Origin of the sequence: Streptomyces sp. NRRL S-337 (genome assembly GCF_000720175.1) — a bacterium.
Classification (GTDB): domain Bacteria; phylum Actinomycetota; class Actinomycetes; order Streptomycetales; family Streptomycetaceae; genus Streptomyces; species Streptomyces siderophoricus.
In genome coordinates this window covers 1-18758 of record NZ_JOIX01000062.1, presented here as the reverse complement: position 1 = coordinate 18758, position 18758 = coordinate 1, and the positions used below count along the sequence as shown (strand labels likewise).

19 protein-coding genes are annotated in these 18758 nt (G+C 71.1%); 6 read left to right on the top strand and 13 right to left on the bottom strand.

The window, feature by feature from the left end:
• Positions 1–14: 14 nt before the first annotated feature.
• Positions 15–857, bottom strand: coding sequence for a hypothetical protein (locus IG62_RS0130880; RefSeq protein WP_030810730.1), 843 nt, complete (start codon positions 855–857; stop codon positions 15–17).
• A gap of 44 nt (positions 858–901) precedes the next feature.
• Positions 902–1285, bottom strand: coding sequence for a hypothetical protein (locus IG62_RS0130875; protein WP_030810728.1), 384 nt, complete (start codon positions 1283–1285; stop codon positions 902–904).
• A gap of 556 nt (positions 1286–1841) precedes the next feature.
• Between IG62_RS0130875 and IG62_RS0130870 the strand changes: the two genes are divergently transcribed.
• Positions 1842–3482 carry an alpha/beta hydrolase gene (locus IG62_RS0130870; protein ID WP_051798824.1) on the top strand — a complete coding sequence of 547 codons (1641 nt, stop codon included), beginning with the start codon at positions 1842–1844 and terminating at the stop codon, positions 3480–3482.
• A 74-nt stretch (positions 3483–3556) separates the two neighbouring features.
• Here the strand turns inward: IG62_RS0130870 and IG62_RS0130865 are convergent, their stop codons facing one another.
• The 3 genes from IG62_RS0130865 to IG62_RS0130855 all read right to left on the bottom strand — a co-directional run bounded on the left by IG62_RS0130865 (position 3557) and on the right by IG62_RS0130855 (position 5717).
• Entirely contained in the window at positions 3557–4042 is a 486-nt protein-coding gene (locus tag IG62_RS0130865) for a YbaK/EbsC family protein (RefSeq protein ID WP_030810723.1), read from the bottom strand.
• Between the two features lie 26 nt (positions 4043–4068).
• Positions 4069–4896, bottom strand: a complete 828-nt coding sequence (locus IG62_RS0130860) for a TIGR02452 family protein (RefSeq protein WP_030810720.1) — start codon at positions 4894–4896, stop codon at positions 4069–4071.
• Between the two features lie 92 nt (positions 4897–4988).
• Complete coding sequence (locus tag IG62_RS0130855; protein WP_030810717.1) at positions 4989–5717, bottom strand: lysophospholipid acyltransferase family protein; 729 nt, start codon at positions 5715–5717, stop codon at positions 4989–4991.
• A 213-nt stretch (positions 5718–5930) separates the two neighbouring features.
• On the opposite strand from IG62_RS0130855, the gene IG62_RS0130850 reads away from it, so the two are divergent.
• Both IG62_RS0130850 and IG62_RS0130845 read left to right on the top strand, forming a co-directional pair.
• A complete protein-coding gene (locus tag IG62_RS0130850) occupies positions 5931–6620 on the top strand; it encodes a hypothetical protein (protein WP_030810713.1) in 690 nt (229 codons plus the stop codon).
• Positions 6621–6873: 253 nt separating this feature from the next.
• A complete protein-coding gene (locus IG62_RS0130845) occupies positions 6874–7305 on the top strand; it encodes an SSI family serine proteinase inhibitor (protein ID WP_030810710.1) in 432 nt (143 codons plus the stop codon).
• A gap of 6 nt (positions 7306–7311) precedes the next feature.
• Here the strand turns inward: IG62_RS0130845 and IG62_RS48020 are convergent, their stop codons facing one another.
• The 5 genes from IG62_RS48020 to IG62_RS0130820 all read right to left on the bottom strand — a co-directional run bounded on the left by IG62_RS48020 (position 7312) and on the right by IG62_RS0130820 (position 11867).
• The gene (locus tag IG62_RS48020; protein ID WP_030414632.1) at positions 7312–7470 is read right to left on the bottom strand and encodes a hypothetical protein; all 159 of its coding nucleotides are present in this window, start codon (positions 7468–7470) and stop codon (positions 7312–7314) included.
• 115 nt (positions 7471–7585) lie between these two features.
• Positions 7586–8545: a cytochrome c oxidase assembly protein gene (locus IG62_RS0130835; protein ID WP_030810700.1), complete on the bottom strand. Its 960-nt coding sequence runs from the start codon at positions 8543–8545 to the stop codon at positions 7586–7588.
• Between the two features lie 138 nt (positions 8546–8683).
• Entirely contained in the window at positions 8684–9709 is a 1026-nt protein-coding gene (locus IG62_RS0130830; RefSeq protein ID WP_030810696.1) for a 6-phosphofructokinase, read from the bottom strand.
• Positions 9710–9861: 152 nt separating this feature from the next.
• A complete protein-coding gene (locus IG62_RS0130825; protein WP_030414635.1) occupies positions 9862–10590 on the bottom strand; it encodes a type 1 glutamine amidotransferase in 729 nt (242 codons plus the stop codon).
• A 38-nt stretch (positions 10591–10628) separates the two neighbouring features.
• Positions 10629–11867: a Mur ligase family protein gene (locus IG62_RS0130820; RefSeq protein ID WP_030414636.1), complete on the bottom strand. Its 1239-nt coding sequence runs from the start codon at positions 11865–11867 to the stop codon at positions 10629–10631.
• A 182-nt stretch (positions 11868–12049) separates the two neighbouring features.
• On the opposite strand from IG62_RS0130820, the gene def reads away from it, so the two are divergent.
• Entirely contained in the window at positions 12050–12610 is a 561-nt protein-coding gene (gene def, locus IG62_RS0130815) for a peptide deformylase (protein WP_030810693.1), read from the top strand.
• 66 nt (positions 12611–12676) lie between these two features.
• Here def and IG62_RS0130810 read toward each other — a convergent pair whose 3' ends face one another.
• The gene (locus tag IG62_RS0130810) at positions 12677–13324 is read right to left on the bottom strand and encodes a TetR family transcriptional regulator (protein WP_030810690.1); all 648 of its coding nucleotides are present in this window, start codon (positions 13322–13324) and stop codon (positions 12677–12679) included.
• Positions 13325–13483: 159 nt separating this feature from the next.
• Here IG62_RS0130810 and IG62_RS0130805 point away from each other — a divergent pair, with 159 nt between their 5' ends.
• Positions 13484–14710 (top strand): acyl-CoA dehydrogenase family protein, encoded by a 1227-nt coding sequence (locus IG62_RS0130805; protein WP_030810687.1) that lies wholly within the window; start codon positions 13484–13486, stop codon positions 14708–14710.
• 100 nt (positions 14711–14810) lie between these two features.
• Here the strand turns inward: IG62_RS0130805 and IG62_RS0130800 are convergent, their stop codons facing one another.
• Positions 14811–15158, bottom strand: a complete 348-nt coding sequence (locus IG62_RS0130800; RefSeq protein ID WP_158795147.1) for a hypothetical protein — start codon at positions 15156–15158, stop codon at positions 14811–14813.
• A gap of 956 nt (positions 15159–16114) precedes the next feature.
• Positions 16115–16375, bottom strand: coding sequence for a hypothetical protein (locus IG62_RS0130795; RefSeq protein WP_051798822.1), 261 nt, complete (start codon positions 16373–16375; stop codon positions 16115–16117).
• A gap of 372 nt (positions 16376–16747) precedes the next feature.
• On the opposite strand from IG62_RS0130795, the gene gcl reads away from it, so the two are divergent.
• Positions 16748–18529 (top strand): glyoxylate carboligase, encoded by a 1782-nt coding sequence (gcl, locus tag IG62_RS0130790; protein WP_030810679.1) that lies wholly within the window; start codon positions 16748–16750, stop codon positions 18527–18529.
• Positions 18530–18758 lie beyond the last annotated feature (229 nt).

Sequence of the window (18758 nt, the reverse complement as noted above, 5' to 3'; positions counted from 1 at the left end):
TCGTGGGCAAGGGGTCACAGGTTTTCCTCCAGCGCCGTACGCAGTCGGACAAGGAGGGCAACGTCCGGGTCCCGGGTGTCGAGGAGTTCCGGCACCGGTGGTTGCCAGGTGGGGGTGCGGCATCCGCCGGCGCCGGGTGGCGGATGCCCGGCCGGTGCGGCGCCCGGCCGGCGGCGGGGGAGTCCACCGGGCGGCATCCGGACCAGCCCGGCCGCGGCCAGCCGGCGGATGTCCAGCAGCGTCAGGAACGCGGACTGGCCCAGCGCGCGGGCGAGTTCGCAGGGGGTGTGCCGGCCGTCGGCATGCGCGAGCAGCCGTCGCTGCCGCGGTGTCGTACCGGCCGGAGCACCGGGGCCGGCCGGCACCACGGGCTGGGTGTCGACCGCCGCCCAGGGGCGCAGCCGGTCCAGCAGCGCCCGGCGGCGGGCCGTCGCCCGCTGGAGGTCGCCGGCGCTGATCGGGCGTACGACCCCCAGCCAGTGCCCGGTCCCGGGGGTGAAGGACGTGGTCTCGGGCGGCAGCGGCAGCGCGAAGAACGCCGCGTCGAGCAGGGCGGCGAGATGGCAGATCTCCAGCTCGCCCTGGGTCAGCCAGCCCTCGCTGACCAGGAACCGGCCGCCCTGCCGCGCCGGCCCCGCGGTCTCGACCGCGTACCGCCAGCCCTGCGGCGGCACCTTCCCCGCCGCGCTGAGCCGCACCTCGATCCCGGGCGCCGCGGCCCCCTCGACCCAGGTGACCGCACCGTCGCGCAGGTAGACGCAGCCGTGCGGGCCCCGCAGCGCGCCGGTGACGCGTTCGGCGGCACACCGGTCGAGCAGCCCGGCCGGGCCGGGCGGGGGAGACGGGGGCAGGCCCATGGCTGGTTCCCTCACCGTTCGTGCGAACTGGCAGCGCCGGGACGTCAGGACGCGACCAGCCCCGCCGCCAGCTCGCGCAGCCGTATCCGGGCCACGGCGAGATTCGCCTGCGCACGGTCCAGCCAGAGGTACAGATAGGTCTGGCTGTCGAAGGCCGTGTGCACGAAACGGATCAGGTGGTAGCTGCCGGCGGCCGTGATGATCAGGTCCTCCAGGGCGGGGGCGGTGGCGCCGGCGGTGTCGAAGGTGGCGTTGCGCGCCACCGCCTGGACGACCTCGGCGGTGTCCGCGGCGGCCGCTTCATGGTCCCCGTTCGGCGCCTGGCCGGCCGTCCCGAGCGTCAACCCGCTGGTCCAGTCGATCAGTCCGGCCCCCAGCACCCCCGGGATTCCCATCGCCTGGGCCAACACCTGATCGATACCCGGCACTTCGGCTCTCCTTCGCGAGGCTTGGACGACGGCTCGGACGACGGGACGGCACTCCGGAGGGGCGGAAACGCCGAAGCCCTCCCGGGTGGCGCTGCGTGGGAGAGACTTCACGGAAGGTTACTGAAGGTGTGCGCGTGGCACATGCCTCGTGGGCAGGTTCAAGGCAATTGACGCGTTCTCGCCCCTCGACGTGCTGCGGCGGCCGGCCGAGCGGGCGTCCGGGACTCGCTACGGCACCCCCGGCACCGGCTCCTGTCGTCTCGTCAAATGGCCGTCCGCCAGGCCAAGTTGCCTCCAGTGGGCCGACTCGCGCGCCGGACGCAACACCGCCCGCCCAGCCCTTCCGTCACTTGGCCGGAAAGACAGGGTTCCGTCGCGACGTCCGGCCGACACCCCTCCCGCCAACCCCCGGTCCGCTAACGGCCGGAAACCTACAGCTTGGTAAAGAATTGGGGGTCAAACCTGTTCAGGAGGGGCACGCAGACGACAGGATCCCCCCGTAGGCCTGTGATCAACGCCGCCACAAGTGGCGCACCATGCAGGGGGAACACACCACGTGAGAAAATCAGCAGTGCTCGGCGCCGCCGGCACCCTGGTGACCGGGGCTCTCCTCGCCACCGCGATAGCCACACCCGCCAGCGCGGGCGAACACCACAAGAAGGGCCGGGCCGAGGCCCGCGGGGTCCAGATCGCCGCCGCACGTGCGGCCAAGAAGGGCATCGACTGGCAGGACTGCCCGGCCGACTGGGGCCTGAAGTCGCCCGTCCAGTGCGGCTTCGTCACCGTCCCGGTCGACTACGCCCGGCCCGACGGCCGTACCATCAAGATCGCCGTCGACCGTGCGGTCAGCACCGGCGGCAAGCAGGAGCGCCAGGGCTCGCTCCTCTACAACCCCGGTGGACCGGGCGGTTCGGGCATGCGCTTCCCGACCCGCATCACCACCAAGAACCCGCTGTGGGCCAAGACCGCCAAGGCGTACGACTTCGTCGGTTTCGACCCCCGCGGCGTCGGCCACTCCGCCCCGATCTCCTGCATCGACCCGCAGGAGTTCGTCAAGGCACCCAAGGCCGACCCGGTGCCGGACAGCGAGGCGGACAAGCGCGCCCAGCGCAAGCTCGCCAAGGAGTACGCGGACGGCTGCAAGGAGCGCAGCGGCGCCCTGTTGCCGTACATGACCACCGCGAACACCGCCCGTGACATCGACGTGCTCCGCGCCGCGCTGCACGAGAAGAAGCTCAACTACCTGGGCGTCTCGTACGGCACGTACCTCGGCGCCGTCTACGCGACGCTCTTCCCGGGCCACGTGCGCCGGATGCTCGTCGACAGCGTCGTCAACCCGTCCCGCGAGAGCGTCTGGTACCAGGCCAACCTCGACCAGGACATCGCCTTCGAGACCCGCTGGGGCGACTGGAAGAAGTGGGTCGCCAAGAACGACGCCACCTACCACATCGGCGACACCCCCGAGAAGGTCCAGGCGGCGTGGGAGCAGCTGCGCGCCACCGCCAAGAAGGACGCCATCGGCGGCGTGGTCGGCCCGGCCGAGCTCACCGGCTTCTTCCAGAACGCGCCCTACTACGACTCGATGTGGGCCACCGTCGCGCAGGTCTGGAGCGCCTACCGCGCCGGCGACCCGAAGCCCCTGATCGAGAACGCCGGTCCTGACCTCAAGGACACCGCGGGCAACATCGCCGCGGAGAACGGCAACGCCGTCTACACGGCCGTCGAGTGCACCGACACCAAGTGGCCCACCAGCTGGCGCAAGTGGGACCGCGACAACACCCGCATCCACCAGCAGGCCCCGTTCATGACCTGGGCCAACGCCTGGATGAACCTGCCCTGCGCCACCTGGCCGGTCAAGCAGCAGCGTCCGGTCGAGGTCCGCACCGGCAAGGGCCTGCCGAGCGTGCTCATCGTGCAGAGCACCCGTGACGCGGCGACGCCCTACGACGGCGCCGTCGAGCTGCACAAGCGGTTCGCGGGCTCCCGCCTGATCACCGAGCGGGACGCCGGTTCGCACGGCGTCACCGGCCTGGTCAACCCCTGCATCAACGACCGGGTCGACGCGTACTTCCTGGAGGGCAGGACCGACGCCCAGGACGTGACCTGCGCCCCGCACGCCACGCCGAAGCCGGCCGCCTCGCCGGCCAAGGCCACCGCGGCGGCCGCGGGCAAGGCCGACCTCCCGGCAGCCCGGTAACCCACCGGAACCACCAGGAGAAGAGGGCGGCCGGGAATCCTCCCGGCCGCCCTCGCCGTGCCTCCGGACGTCGCTCAGCCCGCGATCGGCTCCACCCGCGGCTCCGCGATCGCCACGTAGTCCTCGGTCACCAGCGCCAGCGAGCGGTCCAGCCGCGCCGCGTTGAAGTAGATCTCCGGCTGCTCCAGCAGCGCCGGATCGACCACCAGCGTCAGCTCCTCGTCGAAGGAGAACGGCAGGATCGTCCCGCTGACACTGCGCGCCAGCCGCTCCGCGACCTCCGGTGTCGCGAACCCCGCGTACGACCCGCCCAGCAGCGCCTTCACCGCCCCGAGATCCACCCGCCGGTCACCGGGCACCACCGCCAGCACATAACGCTTGGTCTTCTTCCCGAGCTTGACCATCACGACGATGCACTTGGCGGCCTGCTCGACGGCGTTCCCGCGCAGCGCGCTCACGGCCTCGGTCGCGCCCTCCGGAGCGTGCTCGTAGATCCGGAAGCGTGCCCCACGCTCCTCCAGCAGCCCGATCAGCTTGGTGTACGTCTCGTGCTCACTCACGCCGTCCTCGTTTCCCTTCCTCGTGCTCACGCCGCGAACGCCTCGGCGAAGGCGGCCCTGGTGGGGGAGTCCGTACGGCGGTCCAGCACCGCGAACACCACCCGGTCGAACCGGTCGGCGAACCGGCCGGCATCCAGCAGCTGCCCGGCGAACGCCCGCGCCACATCGGCGGGTTCGTTGCGGAACACCCCGCACCCCCAGGCGCCGAGGACCAGCTGACGGTACCCGCCGGCCGCCGCGACCTCCAGCACCCGCTCCGCCCGTACGGCCAGCGCCGCCGGCACCCGTCCCGCCTCGACCGGCCGCTGCCGCGCGATCACCCCCGCGTTCGGCGCCGCCGCCGTCAAGAACCCCGCCTCGTACGGCACTTCGAGCAGCGAGCCGCGATCGTCCCGGAACACCGGCACGCCCGGCGAGAGGATCACCCGGTCACTGTAGAACGGAGTCGGCTCGCGCCGGTGCGCCGCGTAGAACTCCGGCGCCTCGCGCACGCACACGTACAGCGCCGACCCCCGGCACAGCGCCTCCTCCTGCGCCTGCGCACCGTTGAGATAGCCACCGCCGGGATTCCGCGCCGAGGCGAAGTTCAGCACCGCGACCGGCCCGCCGCCGCTGCCCGCCAGCCGCCGCCCCGCCGTCAGGCTGCCTTCCCCCGTCACCTCGAACACGGTCTCCCGGCCGCCGTCCCCGGGCTCCGGCACCGCGACCGGCTCCGGCCCGTACAACCGGGTCCCCGCCCGGGCCCGCGCCACCTGCTCCGCGATTTCCACCGGCCGCCCGCTCGGCGCCCGGTACCTCCCCTGCGCAACGATCCGCTCGGTCTCCTGCGCCATCCCCCGCAAACGGGCGCTCATCGACGGCACCCTTCTCTCCACGTCAACATGATGATCACGGTAGGGCCCCGGGGTGGTGTGCGCGATCGAATATCGGGCGGCAGGCAGCGACGCTAGGGCGCTTGTGGCGGGGTGCGCGGCGTCGTGCGCCGGTGGCGCACCTGCGGGTGGGCCTGGGCCTTGGCCTCGGTGGCGTACAGGTCGACGTACTCCTGCCCGGAGAGGGAGAGGATCGCGTACATGATCCGGTCGGTGACGGCACGCAGCGCGGTGCGCTCGTCGGCCAGGCCGGCGTACCGGGAGAAGTTCAGCGGTGCGCCGAAACGGATGGTGATCCGCATGGCTCGCGGCAGCCGCCGGCCGGTCGGCTGTGCCTCGAACGTGCCGATCACGGCACAGGGGATCACCGGCACCCCCGCCTGCAGGGCCATCGCGGCGACCCCGGTGCGCCCCTTGTAGAGCCGGCCGTCGTGCGAACGGGTGCCCTCCGGATAGATCCCCAGCAGCCGGCCCTTGCGCAGCACGGCCAGGCCCGACGCGATCGCCGCCCGGGAGGCGCGGCCCCCGGACCGGTCCACCGGGATCTGCCCGACCCCGCGGAAGAACGCCGCGGTCAGCCGCCCCTTCAGCCCTGGTCCGGTGAAGTACTCGGACTTGGCGAGGAACGTCACCCGGCGCGGCACGATCGCCGGCATCACGAAGTGGTCGGCGAACGAGAGGTGGTTGCCGGCGATGATCGCGGCGCCCTCCTCGGGGACGTGCTCCAGGCCCTCCACCCGCGGCCGGAAGACCAGTCGCAACAGCGGTCCCAGCAGGACGTACTTGAGCACCTGGTAGAACACGGGCGGCTCCCTCCGCGGCCGAGGAGGCAGTGAGTGTATGAGCAACCGCCGCCGGGAGTAACCACCTTGGCGCGAATCGATGCTGACGCCAGGGCAGCGGATTTGGCATCCCCGGACAACTTTCAACTCGCCCTGAGTACCCCGTAGTTGGGTTCCGTACTGACCGGCGAGCGAGCCCGGGACCAGCTTCCGGGCCGAGGACAGGAGCCCTGTATGTCCCGCAAGAGAAGAGTCACCCGGCGACAGAAGATCGTGGTCGCGGTGAGCGCCGCGGCGCTGGTGGGTGGTATCGCCATCGTCACGACCGGCACCAGCCAGGCGTCGGTGGCCTGCGACGGACTGGCCACCGCCCTGAGCAACAACCAGAAGTTCATCGCCGATCAACAGGCCCACCCCGACGCCCAGTCGGCGGCGCGGATCGCCAACAGAGAGGCGGTGATCAAGGAGATCCAGGTCAAGCAGCAGGCCGCCGGCTGCAGTGGGGGAGGCGGCGGTGCCGAGGCGGGTGCGCCACCCCAGGGCGGTGCGCCGCCCCAGAGCAGTGCACCGCCCGCATCCGAGGCCCCACCGGGTTCCTCGGCCGACCCGACTTCCTCGGCCGCCCCGCCGGGCTCGGCCGACCCGTCCGCGTCCGGTGCCCCGCCCGCGGCCGGCGGTGACGTGGTCTGCCCCGGGTCGACGGTCACCCTCTCCGGCGAGGGCGGCGCACCGGCCGCCTCCAGCGACCAGTTCCCCGCCGGCACGAAACTGAAGGTGACCAACCTGGACAACGACAAGTCGACGACGGTGTCCGTCACCTCGACGTCGGGCAGCTGTGTGCTGCTCAACAACGCCGCGTTCGAGCAGGTGCGGGAGGAGGGCAAGTTCCTGATCCGGCACGCCCGCATCGAGCGCGTGGGCTAGCGCGGGCGGGAAACCCCCGGCGTGAGAGCCCGTTCGCGAAGATCCCCTCCGGTCCGGTGGCCGGTGACGGAAGCCGCCTCCTCCGTCACCGGCCACCTTCTTCCGGACGGGCCCGGCGCGGACCGAGGGGCCCGGAACTGCTCAGGAACGGCCCAGGGACGGGACCGTACGGGCGACCTCGCGGCGTGGCCGCTTGCGTGTCGGGGGCCGGCGGGGTGGCCTGAAGCCCCCCAGCGTTCCCCAGGAGGCACCGATGCCCGTGCACCACCGAGGCCGCACCGCGCGTGCCGCCGTGCCCGCCGCCGTGGCCGCGACCGTGTCCGCCGTGCTGGCCGGTGCGTTCTGTGCCGCCCCGGCCGGCGCCACCGAACCGCCGCCACCCGCCGGCCAGGGGCTGCTGCTGACCGTCTCCGGGGACCACGACACCTGGATCCGCGGGGTGCGGCTCTCCTGCCCGGACATCTATGGCAGGCACCCCCACGCGGCCGCCGCCTGCGACGCGCTGACCTGGGCCCGCGGCGATCTGGACGCGCTGCCCGGCGAGCCGCACGCCTGCACCCGGCAGTACGACCCGGTCACCGTCAGCGCGACCGGCACCTGGCGCGGCGGTCCGGTGAACTGGCGCAAGGAGTTCCCCAACGCGTGCACGCTGGACTCCGCCACCGGGCCGGTCTTCCGCTTCTGAGCGACCTCAGTTCGGCCGGGCCGCCACCACCCCGACCGTCACCACGGCCAGGATCACCCAGCAGAACCAGAGCCAGCCATTGGCGCCCAGCGCCACGGTGTAGGCGGTGGCGGCCACCAGACCGGTCACCGTGCACACGGCCATCGTCCTCACAGATCCGGGCATCCCGCATCCTCCTCACGGCAGCCCGGAGCCGGCAACGCAGCGGGCCGCGGCCATGGGACCATCGTCCCCGGCCGCGGCCCGTACCGCCAGATGGTCGACCCACCCGCTTGCGGTCCTACCGCCCCCGTGCGTTGAGCGAGGCGAGGTACGCGTTGTAGTCGGCGAGGTCCTGGTCGCCGTTGCGGTCGGCGGCCCGGTCGGCGCGTTGCGACTGCCGCTCCTCGGACTTGTACCACTGGAAGACCAGCGCGATCAGCACCACGACGGACGGGATCTCGCTGAACGCCCAGGCGATGCCGCCGGCGGCCTGCTGGTCGGACAGCGCCTCGATGCCGAGCGAGGCCGGTGGGTGCAGGAAGGTGTCGACCATCGGCTCGGAGGCCATCATCAGCGCGATGCCGAAGAAGGCGTGGAACGGCATGCCCGCGAAGAGCTCCAGCATCCGCATCACGTAACCGGGCCGGTGCGGCCCCGGGTCCACGCCCATGATCGGCCAGAAGAAGACCAGGCCGACCGCGAGGAAGTGCACCATCATCGCGATGTGCCCGGCCCGGGACTCCATCAGGAAGTCGAACAGCGGCGAGAAGTAGAGCGCGTAGAGGCTCGCGATGAACAGCGGGATGGTGAAGGCGGGGTGCGTGATGACCCGCATGTAGCGGCTGTGCAGCAGCGCCACCAGCAACTCCCGCGGGCCCTTGCGGCCGCGCCCGGCGGTGGGCAGCGCCCGCAGCGCCAGCGTCACCGGCGCACCGAGCAGCAGCAGGATCGGCGAGAGCATGCTCACGATCATGTGCTGGACCATGTGCACGCTGAACATCGCCATGCCGTAGTCGTTCAGCCGGGTGCACATCGACAGCGCCACGGTGAGCACGCCCAGGGCCCAGGCGACGATCCGGCCGAGCGGCCAGGCATCGCCCCGGCGCCGCAGCCGGACGACCGCCCAGCCGTACAGCCCGAGGGCCAGCAGGCAGCCGATGAGGAAGACCGGATCACCACCGAACGCGAGGCCCCGCCCCAGCGTGAACGGCGGTAGATCCATCTGCATGCCGTCCATGCCGTGCCCGCTGTGATCCATCCGCTCGCTCCTGATTCGTACCAATGCTCCGGCGACAAGCGTAGAACCGCCCCCGGCCGTGATCGTGGCCGGGGGCGGGTCGTACAGCGGGGAACTACCGTGCGGAGCGGAAGGTGGTGCCGCGCGCGGTGGCCGGGGTCACAGTACGCACTCGGCCTCGTCGTAGCGCGCGGCCGGCACCGTCTTCAGCGTCTCCACGGCCTCGGCCAGCGGGACCAGCGTGATGTCCGTGCCGCGCAGCGCGGTCATCATGCCGAACTCCCCGCGGTGCGCGGCCTCGACGGCGTGCCAGCCGAAGCGGGTGGCGAGCACCCGGTCGTAGGCGGTCGGGGTGCCGCCGCGCTGGACGTGGCCGAGGATGACCGGCCGGGCCTCCTTGCCGAGGCGGTTCTCCAGCTCGACGGAGAGCTGCCGGGCCACACCCGCGAACCGCTCGTGCCCGTACATGTCCTTGCCGCCGACGTCGAACGACATGGTGCCCTCGCGCGGCTTGGCGCCCTCGGCGACCACCACGATGGCGAACTTCTTGCCGGCCTCGAAGCGGGCCGACACCCGGGCGGTGAGCTCGTCGATGTCGAAGGGACGCTCCGGCACCACGATCGCGTGCGCACCGGCCGCCATGCCGGAGTGCAGCGCGATCCAGCCGGTGTGCCGCCCCATCACCTCGACGATCATGACCCGCTGGTGGGACTCGGCGGTCGTCTTGAGCCGGTCCAGCGCCTCCGTGGCGACGCCCACCGCGGTGTCGAACCCGAACGTCACGTCGGTGACCGCGATGTCGTTGTCGATGGTCTTCGGTACGCCGACGATCGGCAGCCCGGCGTCCGACAGCAGCCGCGCCGCCTTCAGCGTGCCCTCGCCGCCGATCGGGATGATCGCGTCCAGGCCCAGCTCGGCGACATGGCCGCGGGCCCGCTCCACGCCGTCGCGCAGATGGGCCGGCTGCACCCGGGACGACCCGAGGATGGTGCCGCCGCGGGCCAGGATGCCGCCGACGGCGTCGAGGTCGAGCTTGCGGTAATCGGCTTCCAGCAGGCCCTTCCAGCCGTCGCGGAAGCCGATCACCTCATCGCCGTGGTCGGCGGTGGCGCGGTGGACGACGGAGCGGATGACGGCGTTCAGACCGGGGCAGTCGCCGCCGGAGGTGAGGACACCAATACGCATTGCTCGAAAACCCTCTGCAACGTAACCGGGGGGCCCGGACCCCGTCGTCCGGTTGTATGCCGCTCACCCTACAAGCGCGGGGCCCGTGGGCACACGTACGCCCGCAGTGCGGACTGCGGGCGTACGAAAAGCGGTGAAAAGGGAGATGTCGCTCAGGCGGGCTGGGTCGCGGCGGCGATCCGCTCCTGGCGGAGCGCCTCGTACCAGCGGTCGTCCACCGGGGGCAGTGCGTTGACGTCCAGCGCCAGCTTGATCAGCAGGTCGGCGATGTGCGGGTTGCGGGCCATCACCGGGCCGTGCATGTACGTGCCGAAGACGGTGTCGTTGTACGCGCCCTCGTAGCCGTCGCCGACACCGTTGCCCTTGCCGAACCGGACCTTGGCGAACGGCCGGGCGGTCGCGCCCAGATGCGTCACGCCCTGGTGGTTCTCGAAGCCGGTCAGCGGCGGCAGCCCCAACTGCGGGTCGATGTCGGCGAGTACGTCACCGACGCAGCGCTCGCCCTCACCGCGGGTGGACACCACGTCCAGCAGCCCCAGGCCCTGCTGCCGCTCACCCAGGTCGTTGATGAACTCGTGGCCCAGGATCTGGTAGCCGGCGCACACCGAGAAGACGATCGCGCCGTTGGAGACCGCGCGGCTCAGACCGCCGTCGCGGATCAGCCGCTCGGAGGCCAGCCGCTGCGGCCGGTCCTCACCGCCGCCGATCAGGTAGATGTCGCCGGAGGTGGGGATCTGCTGGTCGGACCGTACGTCCACGCGCTGGACGTCCAGACCGCGCTGGCGCGCCCGCCGCTCCACCACCAGGGCGTTGCCCTGGTCGCCGTAGGTGCTCAGCAGGTCCGGGTAGATCCACACCAGGCGCAGGCTGTTGTCACTCATGCTTGCTCGTCCTTGTCGTGAAGGTGGGTGGATCACGGTCAGTTGCCCACCCGGCGGCGCAGGTCCTGGAAGGCCGTGTAGTTGGCGATGACCTCGATGCGGCCGGGCGGTGCCAGCTGCACCGCCTCGTCCAGGCTCTCGCACACCTGGAAGTCGAGGCCGGCCACCTCCAGCCGCACCGCCAGGTCCAGCTTGCGGTCACCGAGCACGAAGATCGGGTGCCCGGCCAGCCGGGTGTAGTCGACGTCCCACAGCCAGGAGGTGTCCGTGCCGTCCGCGCCGCGGGCGTTCACCGACATGATCACCGGGGTCGGCGGCGGGTCGATCAGCGAGAAGGTCTCCAGCCAGCCGGCCGGGTTCTTCGCCAGCAGCAGCCGCAGCTCGCGCTGCTGGAACGTGACCACGTCGTAGCGGCCGGCGACCGCCTGCACCGAGAACATCCGCTCCAGGGCCACCTGCGGCGGCACCCCGAAGGCGGCGGCGACCGCCGCGGAGGTGGTCGCGTTGGCCTTGTTGGCCCGCCCCGGAAGCTGGAGCTTGATCGGCCAGGCGCTGCCGTGCGGGTCGAGGACGTGGTCGCCGGAGAGCGCCCAGCTGGGCGTGGGGCGGCGGAAACCGCACTCGGCGCAGAACCAGTCGTCGCCCGGCCGCTGCATCACCCCACCGCACGACGGGCAGGACCAGGCGTCGTCCTTCCACTCCTGGCCGGCCGCGACCCACACCACGTTCGCGGAGGACGAGGCCGCCCACACGATCAGCGGGTCGTCGGCGTTGGCGACGATCAGGGCCTTGGAGCCGGCCAGGCCCTCGCGCCACTTCTCCGCCAGCATCCGGGTCTCGGCGGCCCGGTCGAGCTGGTCGCGCGAGAGGTTCAACAGCGCTATGGCCTTGGGCGTGACGTCCCGCGCCACCCCGGCGAGGTACTTCTCGTCGACCTCGATGACGCCGTACTTGGCGTCCGAGCCGCCGGCCAGGGCGGAGGTGATGCCGGCCGGCATGTTGGCGCCGAGCGCGTTGGAGACCACCGGGCCGCTGGCCCGCAGCGCCTCCGCGATCAGCCGCGTCGTCGTGGTCTTGCCGTTGGTCGCCGACACCAGGACGACGTCCAGGTGCCCGGCGAGCCGTGCCAGCAGGTCGGGGTCGAGCTTCAGCGCCACCCGGCCACCGATCACCGATCCGCTGCCGCGGCCCGCCGCGCGCGACACCGCCGCCGCGGCCTTGCCCGCCGTCACGGCCAGCTTGGCCCGCGGCGACAGCGGCTCCGTGTTGCCTGCCATCGTCCTAGATCCTCCTTGCATCCGGCGCCCGGCGTGCGGCTGCCGGTGGAACGCCTCCTCCGCTGCCGACGACCGGCCGGAGGCTTCGGTCGGGGATCAGCCTATCGAGATCCGGCGGCGGCCCCGAACCCCGCCACCCGTCCGGCGACATCCGGCGGTGCGCAGGACCGTACGCTTGTCCCATGCGCCTCCGCACCATCCCCGGCAGTTCCGGCCGGCCCCGCCCGCTGCGTCTGCTCGGCGATCCGGCCCTGACCGGGCCCTGTCAGGAGGTCACCGCGTTCGACGAGGAGCTGGCCACGCTCATCGAGGACATGTTCGCGACGATGTACGCCGCGCACGGCGTCGGGCTCGCCGCCAACCAGATCGGCGTCCCGCTGCGGGTCTTCGTCTACGACTGCCCCGACGACGAGGACCGCCGCCACCTGGGGCACCTGGTCAACCCCCGGCTCGTCGAGACCGACGGGCCGGTGATCCGCGGGCCCGAGGGATGCCTCTCGCTCCCCGGCATCGAGGCCGGCACCCCGCGCCACGACCGGGCCGTGGTGACCGGTTTCAGCGCGTCCGGCGAGCCGCGGACGGTGACCGGCACCGGCTTCTTCGCCCGCTGTCTGCAGCATGAGTGCGACCATCTCGACGGCGGTCTGTACGTCGACCACCTCACCGGGCTGCGCCGCCGCCGGGTGCTGCGCGCCGCGGCCCGGTCGCCGTGGGCCGCGGACCCGGAGACGTCCGGCCCCTGAGCGGCCGGCTCCCCCTCCGACCCCCTGGCTTCCTGTCCCCTCTGTCCCCTCCCTCGTCGTACGTCCTCAGAACCCGGGGCTGTCCTCACGGTCCTTGAGGGCGGCCAGCTGGCCCCACAGCAGGTCGGTCAGGTGCTGGACCAACTGCTCGCGGGAGCAGGGGCGTTCGCGCAGCCACCAGTCGCCGGCGCCGTGCATCATGCCGACGATGCCGTGGCCCCAGACCCGGGCCCGCTCCTCGCCGCCGGGGCCGAGGTCGAGCCGTTCGATGATCACGGTGGCCAGCTCCTCGCCGAGCCGGCGCAGCAGCGGAGCGGCGTGCCGCCCCACGTCGAAACCGGACTCCGACGGGGTGTTCTCGTCCGCCGGGTGCATCAGGAAGCGGTAGACCTGCGGCCGGGCCTCGATCGCGAGCAGATAGGCGTCGAGGGTGGCCTCGACCCGGTCGCGGCGCACGACCGGTGCGTCCAGCGCGGTGCGCAGGTTGAGCAGCAGGGCGTCGGTGTGCCGGACGGCCAGCGCGCGGTACAGGCCGCCCTTGTCGCCGAAGTGCCGGTAGAGGATCGGCTTGGTGATGCCCGCCTCCGCGGCGATGGCGTTCATCGAGGCGTCCGGGCCGTCGCGCAGCACGATGCGCTCGGCGGCCTCCAGCAACTCCCGCCGTCTGCGCTCGGTCGCCGAATGCCGGCGGCCGCTGTTGTCTGTGCTCTCCATGGTCGTGCTCCCCACCCTCGTGACTCCGTGGCGCTCGCGCAACGTAACACCCGATCTTCGCCGGTAATCCGGCACAGGGGGAGTTGACATCGCTTACTGACGAGTAACACACTTCGCGTTACCGCTAGTAACACGAGAAATGCCCGCACTGGAGGGGACATGGCCGAGTTCACCATGGAGCTCAACGACGAGCAGAAGGAAGTCCGTGACTGGATTCACGGCTTCGCCGCGGACGTCGTGCGCCCCGCCGCCGCCGAATGGGACGAGCGCGAGGAAACCCCCTGGCCCGTCATCCAGGAGGCCGCGAAGATCGGCCTGTACTCGCTGGACTTCTACGCCCAGCAGTTCTTCGACCCCACCGGCCTCGGCATCCCGATGGCCATGGAGGAGCTCTTCTGGGGCGACGCGGGCATCGCGCTGTCCATCGTCGGCACCGGCCTGGCCGCCGTCGGCGTCCTCGCCAACGGCACCGAGGAGCAGATCGGCACCTGGGTCCCGCAGATGTACGGCGACGCCAACGACGTCAAGGTGGCCGCCTTCTGCTCCTCCGAGCCCGACGCCGGCTCGGACGTCGCCTCGATGCGCACCCGTGCCGTCTACGACGAGGCCAAGGACGAGTGGGTCCTCAACGGCACCAAGACCTGGGCGACCAACGGCGGCATCGCCAACGTCCACGTGGTCGTCGCGGTCGTCGACCCCGAGCTGGGCTCCAAGGGGCACGCCTCCTTCATCATCCCGCCGAACACCCCCGGCCTGAGCCAGGGCCAGAAGTTCAAGAAGCACGGCATCCGCGCCTCGCACACCGCCGAGGTCGTCCTGGAGGACGTCCGTGTGCCCGGCCACTGCCTGCTCGGCGGCAAGGACAAGCTCGACGAGCGCCTCGCCCGGGCCCGCGAGAAGGCCAAGGCGGGTGGGGAGAGGGTGAAGAACGCCGCGATGGCGACGTTCGAGGCGTCCCGCCCGGCCGTCGGCGCCATGGCCGTCGGCACCGCCCGCGCCGCCTACGAGGAGGCGCTGGAGTACGCCACCACCCGCGAGCAGTTCGGCCGCCCGATCATCGACAACCAGGGCGTCGCCTTCCAACTCGCCGACATGCGCACCCAGATCGACGCGGCCCGCCTCCTCGTCTGGCGCGCCTCCTGGATGGCCACCACGGGCAAGCCCTTCACCTCCGCGGAGGGCTCGATGTCCAAGCTGTTCGCGAGTGAGACCGCCAAGAAGGTCACGGCCCAGGCCATCCAGATCCTCGGCGGCAACGGCTTCACCCGCGAATACCCGGTCGAGCGGATGCACCGCGACGCCGCCATCTACACGATCTTCGAAGGCACCAGCGAGATCCAGCGCCTGGTCATCGCCCGGACGCTGTCGGGGATGCCGATCCGGTAGGGCACCGCTGCCGCAGGACGTGTATGGATCGACCCGGCGAGGAGAGTGCCCGCCCTTCGCGGAGGGTGGGGTCTCTCCTCGCTGAAGCACGCCTACCGGATCAAACGGCCACGGCTTCCTCCGGCAGGAACCGCACCGGGCACCGCCGGCAGTACAGAGTCCGCGCCCACCTCGCCCGCGCATCATCCGCTGCCGACGACTTCCGCCACAGCCACACACCCACACCGATGCCGCCGGCCACCAGCAGGAGCCCCGCAGCGACCGCGCCCGATACGAGCGCCACCGCCCCGACCGCGCACGCGCCGGCAGGTAGCAGCAACTGGGCCTTGTAGTCCGCCGGTTGCGGCGCCTGAGACCTCAGCTCCGACTCGCGCGGAAGCGACTTGTAGAACTCCGGCCAGTGCACCACCTGGGTGTGGTCCTTGCAGCGCGGGCACGCAGACGGCATGAACTCCCCCTCGGTCAGAAGACGAGAGCCTGCCAGTGGAACGCGGCGTTCAGCAGGGCGCAGAGGCGCCAACAAGGGGCGTGCGGGACAACGACCGACGGATCCAAGCGAAAATGCCTAGGGGGCTCGCCGGCCCGTGGGGGAGTGGTGCGAGGCAGGAAAAATGTGCTGCATCCTTGACTCCCCCGAGGCTGTGATCCTCCTACCCGAATTGGTGGGGCCACGTTCAATCGGATAACGAGCCAATGCTTGGCCGGGATCGGTGGAACGGGTAGAACGCTGAGGGCAGTTCGGTCTGGAATGCCTGCACCGGTAGGACCCTTGAGCCCTTATGGCGCGGACATGCGAGCGCCATCCGGCCCCTCAATCAGAAGGCAGCATCCGGCAGAGCGCGAAGTCGCCAACTGCACAGCGCTTACGCCCGACTTGAAACGCCTTTCAGTGTCGCCGGCCAAGGGCCGTCGGATCTTGCGGCAGCTCAAGAAGTTCTCCATGAATTGCGCCGAGAGGCCGTGACCTCCGGATCGTATGCCACCGCGTCAGCTCTTTCGGGCCGCGGGATGTCACGACCTTCGCCTGGGTCATAGCCGAAGCCAACACGGATTTCATCGCCGCGATCGAGGACTGGTTACTGATCAGGGCGGTGGACGGAGCGCTACGCACTGAGGAGCTGGAACCCACGCTCATGCAGAAGAAGGGCGCACTGATCAGTGCGTACAACGACTTCGTGGCCACAAGCCGCAAGCGACTTGTGGGAAAGGAAGATCCGGCCGAAGCGTAGCGAATCCCCCAGGGCGCGGCTCATCCGGTGAGCCGCCGCCCGACAGGGCTCCGGTGGACGCTTGGGCGCGTGGTGCCGCAAAGGCCCCGCTCTCTTTGAGGGTGGGGCCTTTTTCGACGTCCGGGAGTGGCCCCCGGCCGTCCTCGGGAGAATTGCGGGAGATCGACTGGGTGGGTCAGTCGGTCAGCGTCCCGTGGATGGCCCGCAGGGCCTCCTCCAGGGTGTCCGCCGCCCGGTCGTGGCCGGTGAAACCGTCGTCCTCGCCGGGGTCGACGGTGTAGGCCCAGCCGGTGTCGGGGTGCCCGTCGACGGTGGCGGAGTGCCGGCTGCCGCAGAGGGCGAGGGAGAGATTGCCGCCGGGGAAGCCGGTTACCTCGGCGTGGATCCCGTCGCCGAAGACGCTGCGGACGAGGTCGCGGGCCTGCTGTGGAGTCATGGGCTGCTCCTCCAGGTGAGAGCGAGGGCCCGGCCGTCCGTCCGGGCCGACAGAGCCATGGTGGCAGGTTCCGGCCGCCGAATCGGCTCGCCCGCTGTCGCGGCCGCCTGCCCGCCCGCCGAATCGGCTCGTCCGTCGTCGGGGCCGCCTGTCCGCCGCGCTCGACGTTGCACCTCGCCACGGCCGTACCGGCCCGCCGCACCGCCCCCATCTGCGCGTTTTCGCCGCCGATGCCCCGGCGCCCCTTGACGCGCTGATCGGCGCGTTCTAACTTCCTTCCATAAAGCAAAACATTGATTCCACGATACGGAATCAGGTGAATCCCGGCTCTTGCCGGGGTCCGCTCGTGACAGGTCGACGCAGGAGTACGCGATGCCTCGAATGACAGCCGCCCGCGCCGCGGTGGAGATCCTCAAGCGTGAGGGCGTGACCAACGCCTTCGGAGTGCCGGGCGCCGCGATCAACCCCTTCTACGCCGCGCTCAAGGGCGCCGGCGGGATCGACCACACGCTGGCCCGTCACGTCGAGGGCGCTTCGCACATGGCCGAGGGCTACACCCGGACCCACCCGGGCAACATCGGCGTCTGCATCGGCACCTCCGGCCCGGCCGGCACGGACATGATCACCGGCCTCTACTCCGCGATCGGCGACTCCATCCCGATCCTCTGCATCACCGGCCAGGCGCCGACCGCGGTGATCCAGAAGGAGGACTTCCAGGCCGTCGACATCGCCTCGATCGCCAAGCCGGTCACCAAGGCCGCGACCACCGTCATGGAGGCCGCCCAGGTCCCCGGCGTCTTCCAGCAGGCGTTCCACCTGATGCGCTCCGGCCGTCCCGGCCCGGTCCTGATCGACCTGCCGATCGACGTCCAGCTCACCGAGATCGACTTCGACCCGGAGACCTACGAGCCGCTGCCGGCCTTCAAGCCGACCGCGACCCGCGCGCAGATCGAGAAGGCCATCGCGCTGCTCAACGAGTCGGAGCGCCCGCTGATCGTCGCCGGCGGCGGCATCATCAACGCCGACGCCTCGGACCTGCTGGTCGAGTTCGCCGAGCTGACCGGCATCCCGGTCGTCCCGACCCTGATGGGCTGGGGCATCCTCGCCGACGACCACGAGCTGAACGCCGGCATGGTCGGCCTGCAGACCTCGCACCGCTACGGCAACGCCAACTTCCTGGAGTCGGACTTCGTCCTGGGCATCGGCAACCGCTGGGCCAACCGCCACACCGGCAAGCTGGACGTCTACACCCAGGGCCGCAAGTTCGTCCACGTCGACATCGAGCCCACCCAGATCGGCAAGATCTTCGCCCCGGACTACGGCATCGCCTCGGACGCCAAGGCCGCGCTGGAGCTGTTCGTCGAGGTGGCCAAGGAGCTCAAGGCCGCGGGCAAGCTGCCCGACCGCGGTGCGTGGGCCGCCTCCACCCAGGAGCGCAAGGCCCAGCTGCAGCGCCGTACGCACTTCGACAACATCCCGATGAAGCCGCAGCGCGTCTACGAGGAGATGAACAAGGCCTTCGGCCCGGAGACCCGCTACGTCACCACGATCGGCCTGTCCCAGATCGCCGGCGCGCAGATGCTGCACGTCTACAAGCCGCGCCACTGGATCAACTGCGGCCAGGCCGGCCCGCTCGGCTGGACCATCCCGGCCGCGCTGGGCGTCGCCACCGCCGATCCCGAGACGCCGGTGGTCGCCCTCTCCGGTGACTACGACTTCCAGTTCATGATCGAGGAGCTGGCGGTCGGCGCCCAGCACAAGATCCCCTACGTCCACGTCCTGGTGAACAACGCGTACCTGGGCCTGATCCGGCAGGCACAGCGCAACCTGGACATCAACTTCCAGGTCAACCTGGAGTTCGAGAACATCAACTCGCCGGAGCTCGGTGTCTACGGCGTGGACCACGTCAAGGTCGCCGAGGGCCTGGGCTGCAAGGCCATCCGGGTCACCGACCCGAACGAGCTCGGCGCCGCCTTCGAGGAGGCCAAGAAGCTGGCCGCCGAGTACCAGGTGCCGGTCGTCGTCGAGGCGATCCTGGAGCGGATCACCAACATCTCGATGAGCGGCAGCGACATCGCCAGCGTCAATGAGTGGGAAGAGATCGCGACCGAGCCGGGACACGCTCCCACCGCGATCAAGCCGCTCAAGTCCTGACGCCGGACCGGCCCGGCGTTCCGCCGCCGGGCCGGATCCGGAGGCGAACCGGGCGCGCTCTTGACCGGCGCGCCCGGCCTCGTCACCATCCCGTAGCACGGGCATACCGTAACGCAGAAACAAAAATCCGCTATCCGGAAGGAGCGCCGGCCCTCATGGGTTTCACGGACACGCGCTTCAACGTCAATCTGTCGATCCTGTTCACCGAGCTTCCGTTGCTGGAGCGGCC